The following is a 16,554-nucleotide window of genomic DNA, read 5'->3' on the forward strand; positions in this document are numbered from 1 at the left end:
TTCTGCGAGTGTCGCCCGTTTGGCGTGTATGTTCCGGGGCCGAGAGCCATGGAAAGGGACCAATCCGGTGAACAAGAAGCTCGCGGCCGCACTGTCCGGCGGTGCGGTACTGGTACTGGCGCTGTCGGGATGCAGCAGTGACGACGGCAACGAGGAACTGGACGCCTGGGCCAAGCAGGTCTGCGACGCCGTGCAGCCGCAGGCGAAGAAGATCGAGGCCGCCAACGAGGCCATCAAGAAGGAGGCCTCGGACAACAGCACGCCGGCCGAGGTCCAGAAGGCCGACTCGCAGGCCTTCCAGGACATGTCCGACGCCTACAAGGCGATCGGCACGGCCGTCGGCAAGGCCGGGCCCCCGAACGTCGAGAACGGCGAGAAGAAGCAGCAGGACGCGGTCAAGGAGCTCAACACCATCTCCGCGTCGTACGCCTCGCTGAAGAAGCAGGTCGACGCGCTGAACACCAAGGACCAGGCGAAGTTCGCCGACGGTCTGAAGGACATCGCCACCGAGCTGGACAAGCTCAGCAAGAGCGGCAGCGACGCCCTGACGACCCTGGAGGAGGGCGAGGTCGGCCAGGCGATGAGCAAGCAGGAGAGCTGCAAGCGCACCTCCGCCCCGGCCTCGGCCCCGGCGACGAACGGCTGATCCTCGCCGCCAGGCCCCTCGCGGGAGGGGCCGGAAGAGCTGAGTGTTCGGCGGAGGGCCGTCACAATGGGGGGCGTGAGTAACGCCACCCCGTCCCCCCTGCCCTCCGCCGACCGCCCCGACGTGGCCACCCGGCTGCGCGAGGCCCTGCTCGCCGCCGACTTCACCGCCGACGGACTGCTCGACCTCCTCGGCGCCCCCGCCTACGCCGCCCTCGCCCGCAGCGAGACCGTGCCGGCCCTGCGGGCGACGCGGGGGGACACGCCCCTGGAAGTGCTGACGCGGCTGTTCCTGCTTCAGGAGCCGGTCCCGCGCGCACGTGCCGCGGACGTGCTCCCCGTCGCCGAGTGCCTGGAAGGCGGCTGGCTGGTGCCGGCCGGCGACGAGGTGGCCGCGACCGTCGACGTACGGCCGTACGGCGGGCTGGACGGCGAGGACTGGTTCATCGTGTCCGACCTGGGCTGCGCCGTCGGCGGGGCCGGTGGCATCGCAGGACGGGGCCGCCAGACGGACACGGCCGTCGTGCTCGGGGTCGGCGGCGCCTCCACGACGCTGGCCGGCATCACCGTCCGTACGCCCGTCGCCTCCGCGCTGGACCTGGGCACCGGCTCCGGCATCCAGGCGCTGCACGCCGCGCAGCACGCCACGCGTGTCACGGCGACCGACCTCAACCCTCGCGCGCTGCACATCACCGCGCTCACAATGGCGCTGTCCGGCGCCCCGGCCGCGGATCTGCGCGAGGGCTCGCTGTTCGAACCGCTGCCCGACGGCGACACGTACGACCTGATCGTCTCCAACCCGCCCTTCGTCATCTCGCCCGGCGCCCGCCTGACCTACCGCGACGGCGGCATGTCCGGGGACGATCTGTGCCGCTCGCTCGTTCAGGGAGCGGGGGAACGGCTGAACGTGGGCGGGTTCGCGCAGTTCCTCGCCAACTGGCAGCACGTGGAAGGGGAGGACTGGCAGGACAGACTCAGGTCGTGGGTGCCCCGCGGGTGCGATGCCTGGATCGTGCAGCGCGAGGTGCAGGACATCACTCAGTACGCCGAGCTGTGGCTCCGGGACGCCGGTGACCACCGCGGCGACCAGGCCGAGTACCAGTCGCGGTACGACGCGTGGCTGGACGAGTTCGAGGCGCGCAAGGTGAAAGCCGTCGGGTTCGGCTGGATCACCCTGCGCCGGACGGACGCCGCCGAGCCCTCCCTCACGGTCGAGGAGTGGCCGCACCCTGTCGAGCAGCCGCTCGGTGACGCGGTGCGCGCCCACTTCGAGCGCCTGGACTATCTGCGCGGACGCGACGACGCGGCCCTGCTCGAGGACCGGTTCAGGCTGGCCGCGGAGGTCGTGCAGGAGCAGGTCGGGCTGCCCGGCGCCGAGGACCCGGAGCACGTGGTGCTGCGTCAGAACCGCGGTATGCGCCGGGCCACCAAGGTCGACACGGTCGGCGCGGGCTTCGCCGGGGTGTGCGACGGCTCGCTGAGCGCCGGCCGCATCCTGGACGCCATCGCCCAGCTGATCGGCGAGGACCCGGTCCTGTTGCGCGACCGCACACCCGCTCAGATCCGCGTGCTGGTGGAGCAGGGCTTCCTGGAGCCGGGGGTCTGACGCGCGGCTGACCGTGGACCGGGCCCGGATCACGGACCCCGCCCGGACCGTGCCCGGGACCGCGGACCGCTGACCGCGCCCCGACCACCTCCGCCGCACCGTCGAGATCGCGTCGATCTGCGCGACCCGCCGCCGAGGCGGGTCGCGCACCACGGCGGGCCCGGGCCGCCCACGGCGGCGGGCGGCGCACGGTCCCGCCGCGTCCGCCGTGGCCCGGGTGCGCCGTGGCCCGCTTCCGCCACGGCCCGGGTGTGCCGGCAGACGTCCGCACCGTCCCGTCGGCCGCCCGTTCACCTGGGGTTCGCCTCCAGGTAGCCCGCGCGTGTCAACCTCACGTCGGCTCGGTACGTGGGACGTGAGACAAGGGACGGGCGGCCATGGAGAGCGGACCGGCGATCTTCGCGGGAGGGGTGTTCGCCCTGTTCGGAGGCGCCCTGCTGGTGTGGACAGCGGTCCGCGTGCGGCACCGGGAACCCGTCGCGGACGGGGTGCGGCAGTTCCTGTCGGCCGGTGTCTCCGGCGTCGTCGCCGTGATCGCGCTCGCCGTCGGCGTGTGGTGCTTCACTCAGATCTGAGCCGCGGGCGGATCCCGGGCCGCCGCGCCGAGGCCCGCGGGCGCACCGCGTCGGCGCTCCTGCCACGGATGATCGCCGAATCGGCCCGCATCGGACGTAGACGCAGGTCCGGGCGGGACAGGCCGCGTGCGCGGGCGTCGCCGAGGCCTCCGGGAGATGGCCGGGAAGTGTCGGCCGGACGGCCCGGAAGGGCGGGCTCCGCAGTAATAGGGAGGGCACACTCCGGATAGACCGGAACGAACCGCTGGACACTCCGGGCGGCAGGAAGGGCGGTAGTCGGGTTACCGTTCGAGTGGCCGTTGCGGGCTTTTCCCGTTTGACACGGGGGCGGGATGTACCGTCACACTCCGCAGCGTCACCACCCGACCCCGGGAAGCAAGGCCTGGGGAGGCCCGAGCCTCGACCGGAGAGAAGAGCGAAGTTGTCCCCGACCAGCGAGACCGCGAATGGCGGCCGCCGACTCGTGATCGTCGAGTCGCCTGCCAAGGCGAAGACGATCAAGAGCTACCTCGGCCCCGGCTACATCGTCGAGGCGAGCGTCGGGCACATCCGTGACCTTCCGAACGGCGCCGCGGAGGTGCCGGAGAAGTACACCGGCGAAGTCCGCCGCCTCGGTGTGGACGTCGAACACGACTTCGAGCCGATCTATGTGGTCAACGCCGACAAGCGGGCCCAGGTCAAGAAGCTCAAGGACCTGCTGAAGGAATCCGACGAGCTCTACCTCGCCACCGATGAGGACCGCGAGGGCGAGGCCATCGCCTGGCACCTCCAGGAGGTGCTCAAGCCCAAGGTCCCGGTCAAGCGGATGGTCTTCCACGAGATCACCAAATCCGCGATCCAGGCCGCCGTGGCCAACCCGCGCCAGCTCAACCAGAAGCTCGTCGACGCGCAGGAGACCCGCCGCATCCTCGACCGCCTCTACGGCTACGAGGTCTCGCCGGTCCTGTGGAAGAAGGTCATGCCGAAGCTGTCGGCGGGCCGCGTGCAGTCCGTCGCGACACGCCTGGTGGTCGAGCGGGAACGCGAGCGCATCGCGTTTCGTTCCGCTGAGTACTGGGACCTGACGGGCACCTTCGCGACCGGCCGCGCGGGGGACTCCTCGGATCCGTCGTCGCTGGTCGCGCGCCTGCAGACCGTCGACGGCAGGCGGGTCGCGCAGGGCCGCGACTTCGACTCCCTGGGACAGATCAAGAGCGCGAACACCCTCCACCTCGACGAGGCGAACGCCCGCGCGCTCGCCGCCGCCCTGGAGAACACCCGCTTCTCCGTGCGGTCCGTCGAGTCCAAGCCGTACCGCCGCTCGCCGTACGCCCCGTTCCGTACGACGACGATGCAGCAGGAGGCGTCGAGGAAGCTCGGCTTCGGCGCCAAGGCGACCATGCAGGTCGCCCAGAAGCTGTACGAGAACGGCTTCATCACCTACATGCGTACGGACTCCACGACGCTGTCGGACACCGCGGTCTCCGCCGCCCGTGCCCAGGTCACGCAGCTGTACGGGGCCGACTACCTGCCGGCGCAGCCGCGCACGTACGCCGGGAAGGTCAAGAACGCGCAGGAGGCGCACGAGGCGATCCGCCCTTCGGGTGATCGTTTCCGCACGCCCGCCGAGACCGGACTGACCGGCGACCAGTTCAAGCTCTACGAGCTGATCTGGAAGCGGACCGTCGCCTCCCAGATGAAGGACGCGACCGGCAACAGCGTGACCGTGAAGATCGGCGGCAGCGCCGCCGACGGCCGGGACGTCGAGTTCAGCGCGTCCGGCAAGACGATCACCTTCCACGGCTTCCTGAAGGCCTACGTCGAGGGCGCCGACGACCCGAACGCCGAGCTGGACGACCGCGAGCGCAGGCTGCCGCAGGTCACGGAGGGCGACGCCCTCTCGGCCGAGGAGATCACCGTCGACGGCCACGCCACCAAGCCGCCGGCCCGCTACACCGAGGCCAGCCTGGTCAAGGAGCTCGAGGAGCGCGAGATCGGCCGCCCGTCGACGTACGCGTCGATCATCGGCACGATCCTCGACCGCGGCTACGTCTTCAAGAAGGGCACGGCCCTGGTGCCGTCCTTCCTGTCCTTCGCCGTGGTCAACCTCCTGGAGAAGCACTTCGGGCGGCTCGTCGACTACGACTTCACCGCGAAGATGGAGGACGACCTCGACCGCATCGCCCGCGGCGAGGCCCAGTCCGTGCCGTGGCTGAAGCGCTTCTACTTCGGCGAGGGCACCCACGACGGCAGCGCGGCCGACGCCGGCAACGGCGACGGGGACCACCTCGGCGGCCTCAAGGAACTGGTGACCGACCTGGGCGCGATCGACGCGCGCGAGGTGTCGTCGTTCCCCGTCGGCAACGACATCGTGCTGCGCGTCGGGCGCTACGGCCCGTACATCGAGCGCGGTGAGAAGGACGCCGAGGGTCACCAGCGCGCCGACATCCCCGAGGACCTGGCCCCCGACGAGCTGTCCGTCGAGATGGCCGAGGAACTCCTCGCCAAGCCGAGCGGCGACTACGAACTGGGCACCGACCCGGTCAGCGGCCACACGATCGTCGCCAAGGACGGCCGCTACGGCCCGTACGTCACCGAGGTGCTCCCGGAGGGCACCCCGAAGACCGGCAAGAACGCCGTGAAGCCGCGGACGGCCTCGCTGTTCAAGTCGATGGCGCTGGACACGGTGACCCTGGAGGACGCCCTCCGGCTGATGTCGCTGCCGCGTGTCGTCGGCGCGGACGCCGAGGGCCAGGAGATCACCGCGCAGAACGGCCGCTACGGCCCGTACCTGAAGAAGGGCACGGACTCGCGGTCACTGCAGACCGAGGACCAGCTGTTCACGATCACGCTGGAAGAGGCGCTGGCGATCTACGCCCAGCCCAAGCAGCGCGGTCGCGCGGCCGCCAAGCCGCCGCTGAAGGAGCTGGGCACCGACCCGGTCAGCGAGAAGCCGGTCGTGGTCAAGGACGGCCGCTTCGGCCCGTACGTCACCGACGGGGAGACCAACGCGACCCTGCGCTCCGGCGACAGCGTCGAGGACATCACCCCGGAGCGCGGCTACGAGCTGCTCGCCGAGAAGCGCGCGAAGGGTCCCGCCAAGAAGACGGCGAAGAAGGCCCCGGCGAAGAAGGCGACGACGGCCAAGAAGACCGCCGCCAAGAAGACGACCACGGCGAAGAAGACCGCGGCCGCGAAGAAGACGACGACGGCCAAGAAGACCGCCGCCAAGAAGACCGCGGCATCCTCCGCGCCCGCCGAGGACTGATCCCGCCAACCTTCCGATCCGCCAACCTTCCGGTCAGGGTGTTCCACGAGCCCTGAGTGTTCGCCCGGCGAACGTCCCGGCGCCTGTCAGGCGCCGGGACGTTCGCGTGTTCGGGTGGCGCCGCTGAGTGTCGGCCGGTCCCGATAGGCTGAACGCATGACGCGAGCCGAGCAGCCGACGGCCCCCCGCCCCGCCCCCGACGACGCCCTGGTCGCGGACTCCCGCGAGCGCGCGGTCCGTGCCCTGTTGCGCACCCCGCAGCTGAAGCGGCTGTGGAGCGCACAGCTGGTGGGGGGTGTCGGCGACACCCTCGCCCTGCTGGTGCTGGTGCTCCTCGCGCTCCAGGCGGCGATCACCGAGGGCTCCTTCGGCGGCGGCTACCGCGGAGCGGCGTTCGCGGTGGCGACGGTCTTCGGAGCACGCGTCCTCGCGACGCTGCTGTTCGGCGCGGTCCTGCTCGGACCGCTGACCTCCCTCACCGCGCAGGAGGGCCCGCTCGACCGCCGCTGGACCATGGTCGGCGCCGACGGTGTGCGGGTTGCCCTGCTGATCATCGCGCCGCTGTGGATCGACTGGACACCGGACAACGCCCTGGCCGCCCTGCTGGTCACCGTGTTCGTGTCCGGCGTCGCCGAGCGCTTCTGGACGGTGAGCAGGGAGAGCGCGGCGCCCGCCCTGCTGCCCGCCCCGCCGCTGGAGGGCGCGACCGTACGGCCGCTGCCCGACCACATGGACGCCCTGCGCCGGCTCGCGCTGCGCACGAGCTTCGTGGCGATCCCGCTGGCCGCCGCCGCGCTCGTCGCCGCGGCTCTGCTGAACAACCTGCTGGGCTCGGGCATCGAGTGGTTCGCCCAGCACCAGGCGGCGCTCGGCTCCTACGTCGCGGCCGGTCTGTTCGCCGCGTCCCTGTCCGTGCTGACCTTCCTGGAGCTGCCCGACACGCGCACCCCGCGCGCGCGGTCGCCGCTCGAGGGGCTGCGCCGCCCGCGCACCGGCACGGGCGCCGACAAGGGCCGCACCGGTGCCATCTCGCTGCTCGTCCTCACCTGCGCCGCCGTGGCGGGCGCGGTGGCCGCCGCCGTCTCCGTCGCCGTACTGCACGCCAAGGACCTGGGCGGCGGCCCGGTGCTCTACGGACTGCTCGTGCTGGCGCTCACCGGCGGCGTCGTCGTCGGCATCCGTACGGCGCCCAGGGCGCTGGTGTCGCTGTCGCGGCGCCGCCTGCTGGCGCTGGCCATCGCCTTCACCGGCCTGGCGCTGCTGGCCGCGGGCCTCGTCCCGGACGTCACCACCGTGCTGCTGATCCTCGCCCTGGCGGGCATCGGGGCGGGCGCGGCCGCGAACATCGGGCACGCGCTGCTCGACCAGGAGGTCGAGGACTTCCGCCGCGCCCGCACCACCGAGCACCTGCACGCCGTGGTCCGCGTCCTCGTGGCGCTCGGCGTGCTGATCGCCCCCGTGATCGCGGGGCTGATCGGCCCGCACCGTCTGGAGAACGGCCGGTTCGTCTTCGCCCACGGCGGCGCCGCCTTCACCCTGATGCTCGTCGGCGCGCTGCTGCTCCCGGTGGCCGCGCTGGTGCTGGCCAAGCTCGACGACCGCTCCGGCGTACCGCTGCGGCACGACCTGCGCGACGCGCTGCTCGGCGGCGACGACCCCGTGCAGGTGCCCGCGGGGACCGGCTTCTTCATCGCCCTGGAGGGCGGCGACGGGGCCGGGAAGTCCACCCAGGCCGAGGCGCTCGCCGAGTGGATCCGGGGCAAGGGCCACGAGGTCGTCCTCACCCGTGAGCCGGGCGCCACTCCGGTCGGCAAGCGCCTGCGCTCGATCCTCCTCGACGTGTCGTCCGCCGGCCTGTCGCACCGCGCGGAGGCGCTGCTGTACGCGGCCGACCGCGCCGAGCACGTCGACACCGTCGTACGGCCCGCCCTGGAGCGCGGCGCGGTGGTGATCAGCGACCGGTACATCGACTCCTCGGTGGCCTACCAGGGCGCGGGCCGCGATCTCTCCCCGGTCGAGGTCGCCCGGATCAACCGCTGGGCGACCCATGGACTCGTCCCGCACCTCACCGTGCTGCTGGACGTGTCGCCGGAGGCCGCCCGCGAGCGGTTCACCGAGGCGCCGGACCGGCTGGAGTCGGAGCCGCTGGAGTTCCACACGCGCGTGCGCTCCGGATTCCTGACGCTGGCCGCCGCCGACCCCGGCCGCTACCTGGTGGTCGACGCCGGGCAGGAGCCCGAGTCCGTCACCACCGTGATCCGGCACCGCCTGGACACCGTGCTGCCGCTGTCCGAGGCCGAGATCGAGGCCCGCGAGGAAGCGCGCCGCAAGGCCGAGGAGGAGGCCCGGCGCAAGGCGGAGGAGGAGGCCGCGCGCAAGGCCGAGGAGGAGCGCCTGGAGCGCGAGCGCCAGGAACAGCTCGCGAAGCTGCGCGCCGAGGAGGAGGAGCGCAAGCGGCGCGAGCTGGAGGAGGCGCAGCGTCGCGAGGCGGAGCGCCAGGCGGAGGAGGCCCGCAGGCGTGCCGAGGAGGCCGCCAAGCGCGCCGAGGAGGAACGTCAGCGGCTGCTCGCCGAGGAGAAGGCCCGCGCCGAGGCCGAGGCCCGACGCCGGGCCGAGGAGGAGGAGCGCCGCCGCCGGGCCGAGGAGGAGGCCCGGCTGCGCGCCGAAGCCGAGGAACGGCGGCTCGAGAAGCAGCGCAAGGCCGAGGAGGCCCTGCTGCGGGCCGAGCAGGCGCGCCGCGCCGCCGAGCAGGCTGCGGCCGCCGCGGCGGCGGGCCCCAAGCCGCCGACACCGCCCGCGCCGCCCACGGGCGCGCCGGAGGCGGCCACCGTGCCGACGCCCGTGGTCTCCCCTGAGGAGGCCCGCGCGGCCCACGAGGCGTCCCGCGGCTCGGCGGACACGTCCGCCCGGCCGGTGCGCGCGGCCGAGGAGACGGCTGTGCTGCGCCCGGTCCGGGACGCCGAGCAGACCGCAGTGCTGCGCCCGGTGCGGGACGACGACGGTGACGGCCGAGCGGCCGCCGCCGACCAGGAGACCCGCGCAGACGGCAGGGCATCGGGGCGTTCCGGAGCGTCGGACGCCTCCGACGGCTCCCGCGCCCCCCGTGCTTCCGGCCGTGCCTCCGACGCGGAGGTGACCGCGGAGCTTCCGCAGCCGCCCGTGCCGCCGTCGGCGGCCGATGAGACCACCGTGCTGCCGCAGATGCCCTCGGGCGCGGCGGACGAGACGGCGGTCCTGCCGCCCGTGACGCCGGGTGCGGCGGAGGAGACCGCCGTGCTGCCGCAGGTGCCGGGCGGGGATCCGGCGGACCGTGTGCCGCCGGGCTTCTTCCGCGACGAGCGGCCGGAGGCCGGGCCGGGCGGAGCCCAGGACCGCACGCGCGAGCTGCCCCAGGTCGACGAGGAGGGCGCCCCGCGCCGCCGTCCGCGCTCCGACTGGGCGGAGGAGACGCCACTGGACGACCTGCCCAGCCTGGCCGACGAGCTGCTCGGCCCGCGCGAGGACGAGAACCGGGACGACGACACCGGCCGGGGCCGGCGTGGCCGGGGGCGTCGCGGCTGACAGGTGAACGGCGTGACGGGCGGCCGTCCCCGCGCCGCGACGGGGCGGCCCGGCGGCCGTGCGGTCCGCGTTGTCAGTGGGTGCCCGCACAATGGATGCGGCAACACCGAGCGTGACGGAAGGCGGGCTGACCCATGACCGTGTGGGACGACCTGGTCGGGCAGGAGAAGGTGAGCGCGCAGCTCGCCGCCGCTGCCCGGGACGCCGACGCCCTGGTCACCGCGGCCACGACCGGCACTCCGCCGCCGGAGGCGTCGAAGATGACGCACGCGTGGCTGTTCACCGGCCCGCCGGGAGCGGGCCGTACGCAGACCGCGCGGGCGTTCGCCGCCGCCCTTCAGTGCGTGAGCCCCGACCGCGCCCTCGGCGGGGCCCCGGGCTGCGGGTTCTGCGACGGCTGCCACACCGCCCTGATCGGCACGCACGCGGACGTCAGCACGGTCGCCGCCGTCGGCACGCAGATCCTCGCCGACGACATGCGCGACACCGTCCGCAAGTCGTTCACGTCGCCGGCGAACGGCCGCTGGCAGGTCATCCTCGTCGAGGACGCAGAGCGGCTGAACGAGAAGTCGGCGAACGCCGTGCTGAAGGCCGTCGAGGAGCCCGCCCCGCGCACGGTGTGGCTGCTGTGCGCGCCCTCCCTGGAGGACGTGCTGCCCACCATCCGCTCCCGCTGCCGCCACCTGAACCTGCGCACGCCGTCGGTGGACGCGGTGGCCGACATGCTCGTGCGGCGCGACGGCATCGAGCCCGGGGTCGCCGCCGCGGCGGCCCGGGCCACCCAGGGGCACGTCGACCGGGCCCGCCGCCTGGCCACGGACCCGGCCGCCCGGGAGCGCCGCGCCGCGGTGCTCAAGCTGCCGCTGCGGGTCGAGGACGTCGGCGGCGCCCTCAGGGCCGCGCAGGAACTGGTCGACGCCGCCGCCGAGGACGCCAAGCAGCTCGCCGAGGAACTCGACGCCAAGGAGACCGAGGAGCTGAAGGCGGCTCTGGGCGCGGCCCAGGGCGGGCGCATGCCGCGCGGCACGGCCGGTGTGATCAAGGACCTGGAGGACAAGCAGAAGCGCCGCAGGACCCGTACCCAGCGCGACAGCCTCGACCTGGCCCTGACCGATCTCACCGGCTTCTACCGGGACGTCCTGGCCCTCCAGCTGGGTTCGAGGGTGGCCCTCGCCAACACCGACGCCGAGGACGCCCTGGAGCGCATGGCCCGCTCCGGCACCCCGGAGTCGACCCTGCGCCGCATCGAGGCGATCGGCGCGTGCCGTGACGCGCTGGACCGCAACGTGGCGCCGTTGCTGGCGGTGGAGGCGATGACCATGGCTCTCAGATCCGGCTGACCCCGGGCCGGGGCTCCGGGGCGGTCCCCGCGGATTGACGCCGTACCCCGTCCGGGGCACAACGCACACGCAGGGCGTCCGGGCGGTCGCGCAGAGTTACTCTCGCGGAATGGACACAAGGCGCATCCCTCGCAGATCCCGTACGGCCGCCGCCCTCTTCGCCGCCGCCGCGCTGCTCGTCTCCGCCTGTTCCTCGGGCAGCGCGTCGGGTTCGTCGGCCTCGGCGGCGCACGCGAGGCTGGCGGCGCTGCCCCGGGCGACGCCGACCGCGCTGGCCCCGTACTACGCGCAGCGGCTGGCCTGGCGCAGCTGCGGAGTGCCCGGTTTCGAGTGCGCCACCATGAAGGCGCCGCTGGACTACGCCGACCCGGGCCGGGGTGACGTACGGCTCGCGGTCGCCCGCAGGAAGGCGACCGGGCCGGGCGAGCGGCTCGGCTCGCTGCTGGTGAACCCGGGCGGGCCGGGCGGCTCGGCGATCGGCTACCTCCAGGCGTACGCGGGGATCGGCTATCCGGAGGAGGTGCGCGCCCGCTACGACATGGTGGCCGTCGACCCGCGCGGCGTCGCGCGCAGCGAGCCCGTCGAGTGCCTGGACGGCCCCGACATGGACGCGTACACCAAGACGGACACCACGCCGGACGACGCCGGGGAGGTGGACGACCTGGTCGGCGAGTTCAAGAAGTTCGCCGAGGGCTGCGGGGCGGACGCGCCGAAGCTGCTGCGGCATGTCTCCACCGTCGAGGCGGCCCGCGACATGGACATCCTGCGGGAGGTGCTGGGCGACGAGAAGCTGACGTACGTGGGGGCGTCGTACGGGACGTTCCTCGGGGCGACGTACGCCGGGCTGTTCCCGGAGCGGGCCGGGCGGCTGGTGCTGGACGGCGCGATGGACCCCTCGCTGCCCGCGCGCAGGCTGAACCTGGAGCAGACGGCGGGCTTCGAGACGGCGTTCCGGGCGTTCGCGAGGGACTGCGTACGGCAGCCGGACTGCCCGCTCGGCGGTCCGCGCACCACGCCCGAGCAGGCCGGACGTACCCTCACGGCGTTCTTCGGGAAGCTGGACGCGCGGCCGATCCCGACCGGCGACATCGACGGCCGCAGGCTCAGCGAGTCCCTGGGCACCATGGGCGTGCTGGCGGGGATGTACGACGAGGCGTCCTGGACGCAGGTGCGCGAGGCGCTGACCTCGGCGATGCGCGAGAACGACGGCGCGGGCCTGCTGATGCTCTCGGACGCCTACTACGAGCGGGAGGCGGGCGGTGAGTACTCGAACCTGATGTTCGCGAACGCCGCCGTGAACTGCCTCGACCTGCCGCCCGCCTTCGACGGCCCCGACCAGGTGCGCGAGTCGCTGCCCGCCTTCGAGAAGGCGTCGCCGGTCTTCGGCAGGAGTCTCGCGTGGGCCTCGCTGAACTGCGCGTACTGGCCGGTCGCGCCGACCGGTGAGCCGCACCGCATCGAGGCGGAGGGCGCTGCGCCCGTCGTCGTGGTCGGCACCACCCGCGACCCGGCGACCCCCTACCGCTGGGCGCGGGCGCTGGCCGGTCAGCTCTCCTCCGGCCGACTGCTCACCTATGTGGGCGACGGCCATACGGCGTACGGCCGCGGCAGCGACTGCATCGACTCGACGATCAACGCCTTCCTGCTGCGCGGAACCCCGCCGGCCGACGGAAAGCGCTGCTCGTAGCCCTGCGACCGGCCCCGGAGGTCCTCCTCCGGGGCTGGTGCGGAGCACCCGCGGAAACTGTGTAGACTTACCGACGTTGCCGATCGCACCATAGTGTCGGCAGCGCGCCGCCTTAGCTCAGATGGCCAGAGCAACGCACTCGTAATGCGTAGGTCTCGGGTTCGAATCCCGAAGGCGGCTCCACTTGAAACCACAGGTCAAGCCTTTGACCTGTGGTTTTCTTTTTTCGTCGGCCTTGTGGCGACGCCACTGGTGAGCCCCCCGCTACCTCCCCACGGACAGGATCCTGTCCGTGGGGAGGTAGCGGGGGGCGGGGCGCCGGGGTCAGTCGCGGCGGATCAGTTCCGGGTCGATGCGGCGGCCGGCCAGGGGGAGGGTGCCGGCGATCGCGATGGCGAGGACGCCGAGGGCGGCCGCCAGCAGCGGGGGTACGCCCGCGCCGTCCCAGAAGATCGCGCCGCCGCCGGTGACCAGGTAGGCGGACTCCGCGAGCTTTCCGCAGACCAGGGCCAGGACGAGGCCGACGGTGAGCGGCAGGACCACCTGGAGGCACTGCACGGCCCGCAGGGTGCGCGGCCGGGCTCCGATGAGGGCGAGGGCGGTCACCTGGGCGCGGCGTTCGACGGCCCGGTCCGTGACGGAGACGAGGAAGGCGGCGACGCCGATGACCAGACCCATCACCATGCCCAGGAACAGCAAGGTCTCGATGACGGTGATCTGCTGCAGCGCCTCGACGTTGACGCCCTCCAGATCGACCTCCGAGGTGGGCGCGATGGCGCCGATCCGGTCGAGGACGGTGCGTACGGTCGACGGGTCGGAGCCGGAGGAGAGGACCAGGTAGGCGCCCACGGGAACGGCACCCGTGGGGAGCGCCGAGGGCGGGAGCAGGATGTCGCCGCCGAGACCCGTCGAGGTGCTGGACACGTACACCACCGTCTCCCTCGGCCCGGGAACACGGAAGGTGCCGCGTTTGCCGTCCTTGCGCACGACGTAACTGGACGGACTCGCGGAGACCGGGGCCCCGTCCAGGTTCAGCAGGCGCATCGCCCTGCCGTCGACACAGCCCTTGGACTCCCGCACCATCTTGGCCACCTGCGCACAGGTGGCGATCACGGCGCTGGAGATGTCGCTGTCGAGGTCGACGTTGTCCATGACGACGGCGCTCGCCTCGACGTCCGGGATACCGCGCAGTTGTCGTTGCTGCTCCTGGGTGAGCGGATCCAGCGAGAGGCTGTACTGCTGTGCGGGCGACGTGTTGCGGGACACCTGGCTCAACTCGACCAGCACGCCCTGGGCGAGGGACGCGGAGAACACCAGCAGGACCAGGCCGGTGACCACACGCATCGCGCTGCCGGGCTCGACCTCGTTGCGGCGCATGGCCAGGTTGAGGGCGAGGTTCCCGGACCGGGCGAGGCGCTTGGCCAGGGCGTACGACAGCAGCGGCAGCGTCAGGACGAGGCCGAGGCCGGTCAGCAGCGCCCCCGCCACCACCAGGACGGCGTGTATCCCCTGGCTCTGGGCGGGGTGGGCGGTGAGTCCGGTGGCGCTGTAGCCGATGACGAGGCCCAGGCCGGAGACGAGCACGAGGATCGTCCACACACGCGGTGCCCGAGGTGCCGCGGAACGGCGTGTGCTCAGCGGATTGCGGGCCGCGGCGCGGGCGCTCATGCGCCCCACGAACCAGGCCAGCGCCGGGCAGCCGAGCAGGCAGATGGCGACCGTCTCGCCGGAGAGGGCGCCGTCACCCGGGTACCACTTCAGCCCGGGCAGCCCGGTGGCGGACATGACCCGGTTGAGCAGCGCGAACTCGCCCAGCCCGAGCAGTGCGCCGAGCAGCGCGGCGACCACCGTCTCGGCGGCGTTGACCCGCTGGGTGCCCTTCGCGCTCAGGCCGAGCAGACGCAGGGCCGCGAGCCGGCGGTTGCGGCTGGCGGCCGACAGTTTGGCGCACACGGACAGGAAGACGCCGAGCGGCAGAAGGACGAGGGTGGCCAGGGTGAAGCGGAGGATCTCCAGGGTCGAGGGCTCGACCGCCGTGGTGGGCGCGTAGGGCGCTCCGAAGCTCTTCAACTCCCGGGCCTCGGCCCCGATACGGTCGCGTGTGGTGCCGATGTAGGCGTACAGCTCGTTGGGGTCGGTCAGACCGGCCGGTCCGATCAGACCCTTCTCCCGGCCCGGCAGCAGCCCTTTGAGGCCGGGCTCGCGCCGGAGCTGGTCGCGCAGCGCGGGGGAGACGTACACCTCGCCCGGCTCGGGCATCCTGCTCAGGCCCGGGGGAGGCTTCGGTGTGTCCGTGGTGCCGGTGGCGAGGAAGACACGGCCGAACATCTTCGAGCCGTGTGCGTCGGACCGTTCGAGGACGAGCGTGGGCCGACCCGATCGCTCGCCCTGGAAGACCTTGGGCTCGCGGGCGGCGGCCCGGCCGTCGTGGGCGTCGAGGATCGCCGGGATGGTGAGGACGAGGGCGAGACAGCACACGCCGAGCGACCCGCCCAGGGTCATCAGCAGAAAGCGGACGCGGGCACCCCGGCCGGAGCCGAACAGCAGCCGCAGTCCGAGCAGGAACTCCCTCATCCCGCCGCTCCCACGGGGGCGAGGGTCCCGTCGGCCATCGTGTAGCGGCTGTCGGCCTGCGCGGCCACCGTGCGGTCGTGGGTGACCAGGAGCACGGCGGTGCCCTGCGAGCGGGCCAGGTCCAGGAACTCCTTCAGGACGGCGCCGGCGTTGGCGCTGTCGAGGGCGCCGGTCGGCTCGTCGGCGAAGACCACGGCCGGCTTGTGCACCAGGGCCCGGGCGACGGCCACGCGCTGGCTCTGCCCGCCGGACACCTGGGACGGCCGCCGCTCGCGCAGCTCGCCGATGCCGAGCCGGTCGAGCACCTCGGCGGCTGCCTTGAGCGCGGGGCGCTTGCGCCGACCGGCGAGGCGCAGCGGCAGGGCGGTGTTCTCCTCGATGGTGAGCTCGGGCAGCAACTCGCCGTACTGGAAGACGAATCCGAACCGCTCCCGGCGCAGGGCGCTGATCTCCTCGTCGTCGAGGTCGGTGTAGTCCTGCCCCTCGAAACTGATCCTGCCGCGGGACGGAGGCAGCACTCCCGCCAGGCAGTAGAGCAGCGAGGACTTGCCGGAACCGCTCGCCCCGGTGATCGCCGCGACCTCGCCCCGCGCGAGCGCGAGATGCGCGTCGCGCACGGCCGGTGTGGAGCCGTAGGAGAACTCCACTCCGCTCGCGGAGAGGATGTGTGACGTGTCTGACGTACTGGTACTGATCGTGTCCCCCGGGGAGCCGGAGGGCCCCGGTTGGTCAGACCGGGGCCCAGAGGTGTGTCCTGACTGACGGATGCGATCCGTCAGTCTGGCTCAGCGCTTGTAGTGCTTGGTCTCCGAGCAGTTGTCGGGGCGCAGCGAGCCTCGGTCACGGCAGGCCCGTATCCAGGCGTCGTCGGTGTGCAGCGCGGCACCGTCCCAGACCAGCTTGTCCAGCGAGACGGTCTTCTTCTGCTTGCCGTTGAAGCGGTTCCAGTCGTAGCCCTCGACCTTGACCTGCATGTAGACGTTGTGCCCGTCGTCGGGGCTGGCGTCCTTGAGCTTGCCCTTCCAGTGGAAGGCGCCGTGGTTCGTCTGCGAGGGCTCGAACTTGTACTGCCCCTGGTAGAACTCCACCCCTCCGCTCGTCAGCTTGGGAATGCCCTTCCAGGCGGCACGCGCCTGGATCTCGCTGCTTCCCCCGCTCGCGCCTGCGAACGCTGTCCCCATGCCTGTCAGGAAGAGCCCGGTCGCGAGCACACCTACAGCCAGCTTTCGATTCACTTTTTTCCCTCCGTTTTCGATGCCAACTTGCTGGGCATCGAGCCGTGGGACTGTAACACGCATGACTGACAGGCGAGTTGGGGT

Annotated in this window: 10 protein-coding genes and 1 tRNA gene; 8 read left to right on the forward strand and 3 right to left on the reverse strand. The window is 72.7% G+C overall.

Features of this window, described 5'->3' with window-relative positions; genetic code table 11:
- The first annotated feature begins 28 nt into the window (after positions 1–28).
- The 8 genes from ACZ6SQ_RS18400 (at position 29) to ACZ6SQ_RS18435 (ending at position 12,844) form a co-directional block, all read left to right on the forward strand.
- Entirely contained in the window at positions 29–646 is a 618-nt protein-coding gene (locus ACZ6SQ_RS18400; RefSeq protein ID WP_386384190.1) for a small secreted protein, read from the forward strand.
- Between the two features lie 66 nt (positions 647–712).
- Positions 713–2,251, forward strand: a complete 1,539-nt coding sequence (locus ACZ6SQ_RS18405; RefSeq protein ID WP_469562950.1) for a DUF7059 domain-containing protein — start codon at positions 713–715, stop codon at positions 2,249–2,251.
- 377 nt (positions 2,252–2,628) lie between these two features.
- Complete coding sequence (locus ACZ6SQ_RS18410; RefSeq protein ID WP_386384194.1) at positions 2,629–2,826, forward strand: hypothetical protein; 198 nt, start codon at positions 2,629–2,631, stop codon at positions 2,824–2,826.
- Between the two features lie 421 nt (positions 2,827–3,247).
- The gene (gene topA, locus ACZ6SQ_RS18415) at positions 3,248–6,073 is read left to right on the forward strand and encodes a type I DNA topoisomerase (protein ID WP_469562953.1); all 2,826 of its coding nucleotides are present in this window, start codon (positions 3,248–3,250) and stop codon (positions 6,071–6,073) included.
- Positions 6,074–6,229: 156 nt separating this feature from the next.
- Positions 6,230–9,634: a dTMP kinase gene (tmk, locus tag ACZ6SQ_RS18420; RefSeq protein WP_469562955.1), complete on the forward strand. Its 3,405-nt coding sequence runs from the start codon at positions 6,230–6,232 to the stop codon at positions 9,632–9,634.
- A 134-nt stretch (positions 9,635–9,768) separates the two neighbouring features.
- Positions 9,769–10,974, forward strand: coding sequence for a DNA polymerase III subunit delta' (locus ACZ6SQ_RS18425; protein ID WP_469562958.1), 1,206 nt, complete (start codon positions 9,769–9,771; stop codon positions 10,972–10,974).
- Positions 10,975–11,083: 109 nt separating this feature from the next.
- Complete coding sequence (locus ACZ6SQ_RS18430; RefSeq protein ID WP_469562962.1) at positions 11,084–12,661, forward strand: alpha/beta hydrolase; 1,578 nt, start codon at positions 11,084–11,086, stop codon at positions 12,659–12,661.
- 106 nt (positions 12,662–12,767) lie between these two features.
- Positions 12,768–12,844: transfer RNA gene (locus tag ACZ6SQ_RS18435), tRNA-Thr, on the forward strand.
- A gap of 141 nt (positions 12,845–12,985) precedes the next feature.
- On the opposite strand, the gene ACZ6SQ_RS18440 is transcribed toward ACZ6SQ_RS18435, so the two are convergent.
- The 3 genes from ACZ6SQ_RS18440 to ACZ6SQ_RS18450 all read right to left on the reverse strand — a co-directional run bounded on the left by ACZ6SQ_RS18440 (position 12,986) and on the right by ACZ6SQ_RS18450 (position 16,416).
- A complete protein-coding gene (locus ACZ6SQ_RS18440; RefSeq protein ID WP_469562965.1) occupies positions 12,986–15,235 on the reverse strand; it encodes an ABC transporter permease family protein in 2,250 nt (749 codons plus the stop codon).
- Entirely contained in the window at positions 15,232–15,882 is a 651-nt protein-coding gene (locus tag ACZ6SQ_RS18445; RefSeq protein ID WP_469562967.1) for an ABC transporter ATP-binding protein, read from the reverse strand. The genes ACZ6SQ_RS18440 and ACZ6SQ_RS18445 overlap by 4 nt, the downstream gene beginning before the upstream one ends.
- Before the next feature lie 138 nt (positions 15,883–16,020).
- Complete coding sequence (locus ACZ6SQ_RS18450) at positions 16,021–16,416, reverse strand: hypothetical protein (RefSeq protein WP_386384206.1); 396 nt, start codon at positions 16,414–16,416, stop codon at positions 16,021–16,023.
- Positions 16,417–16,554: the final 138 nt, after the last annotated feature.

Source organism: Streptomyces sp. NPDC048600 (assembly GCF_055587025.1).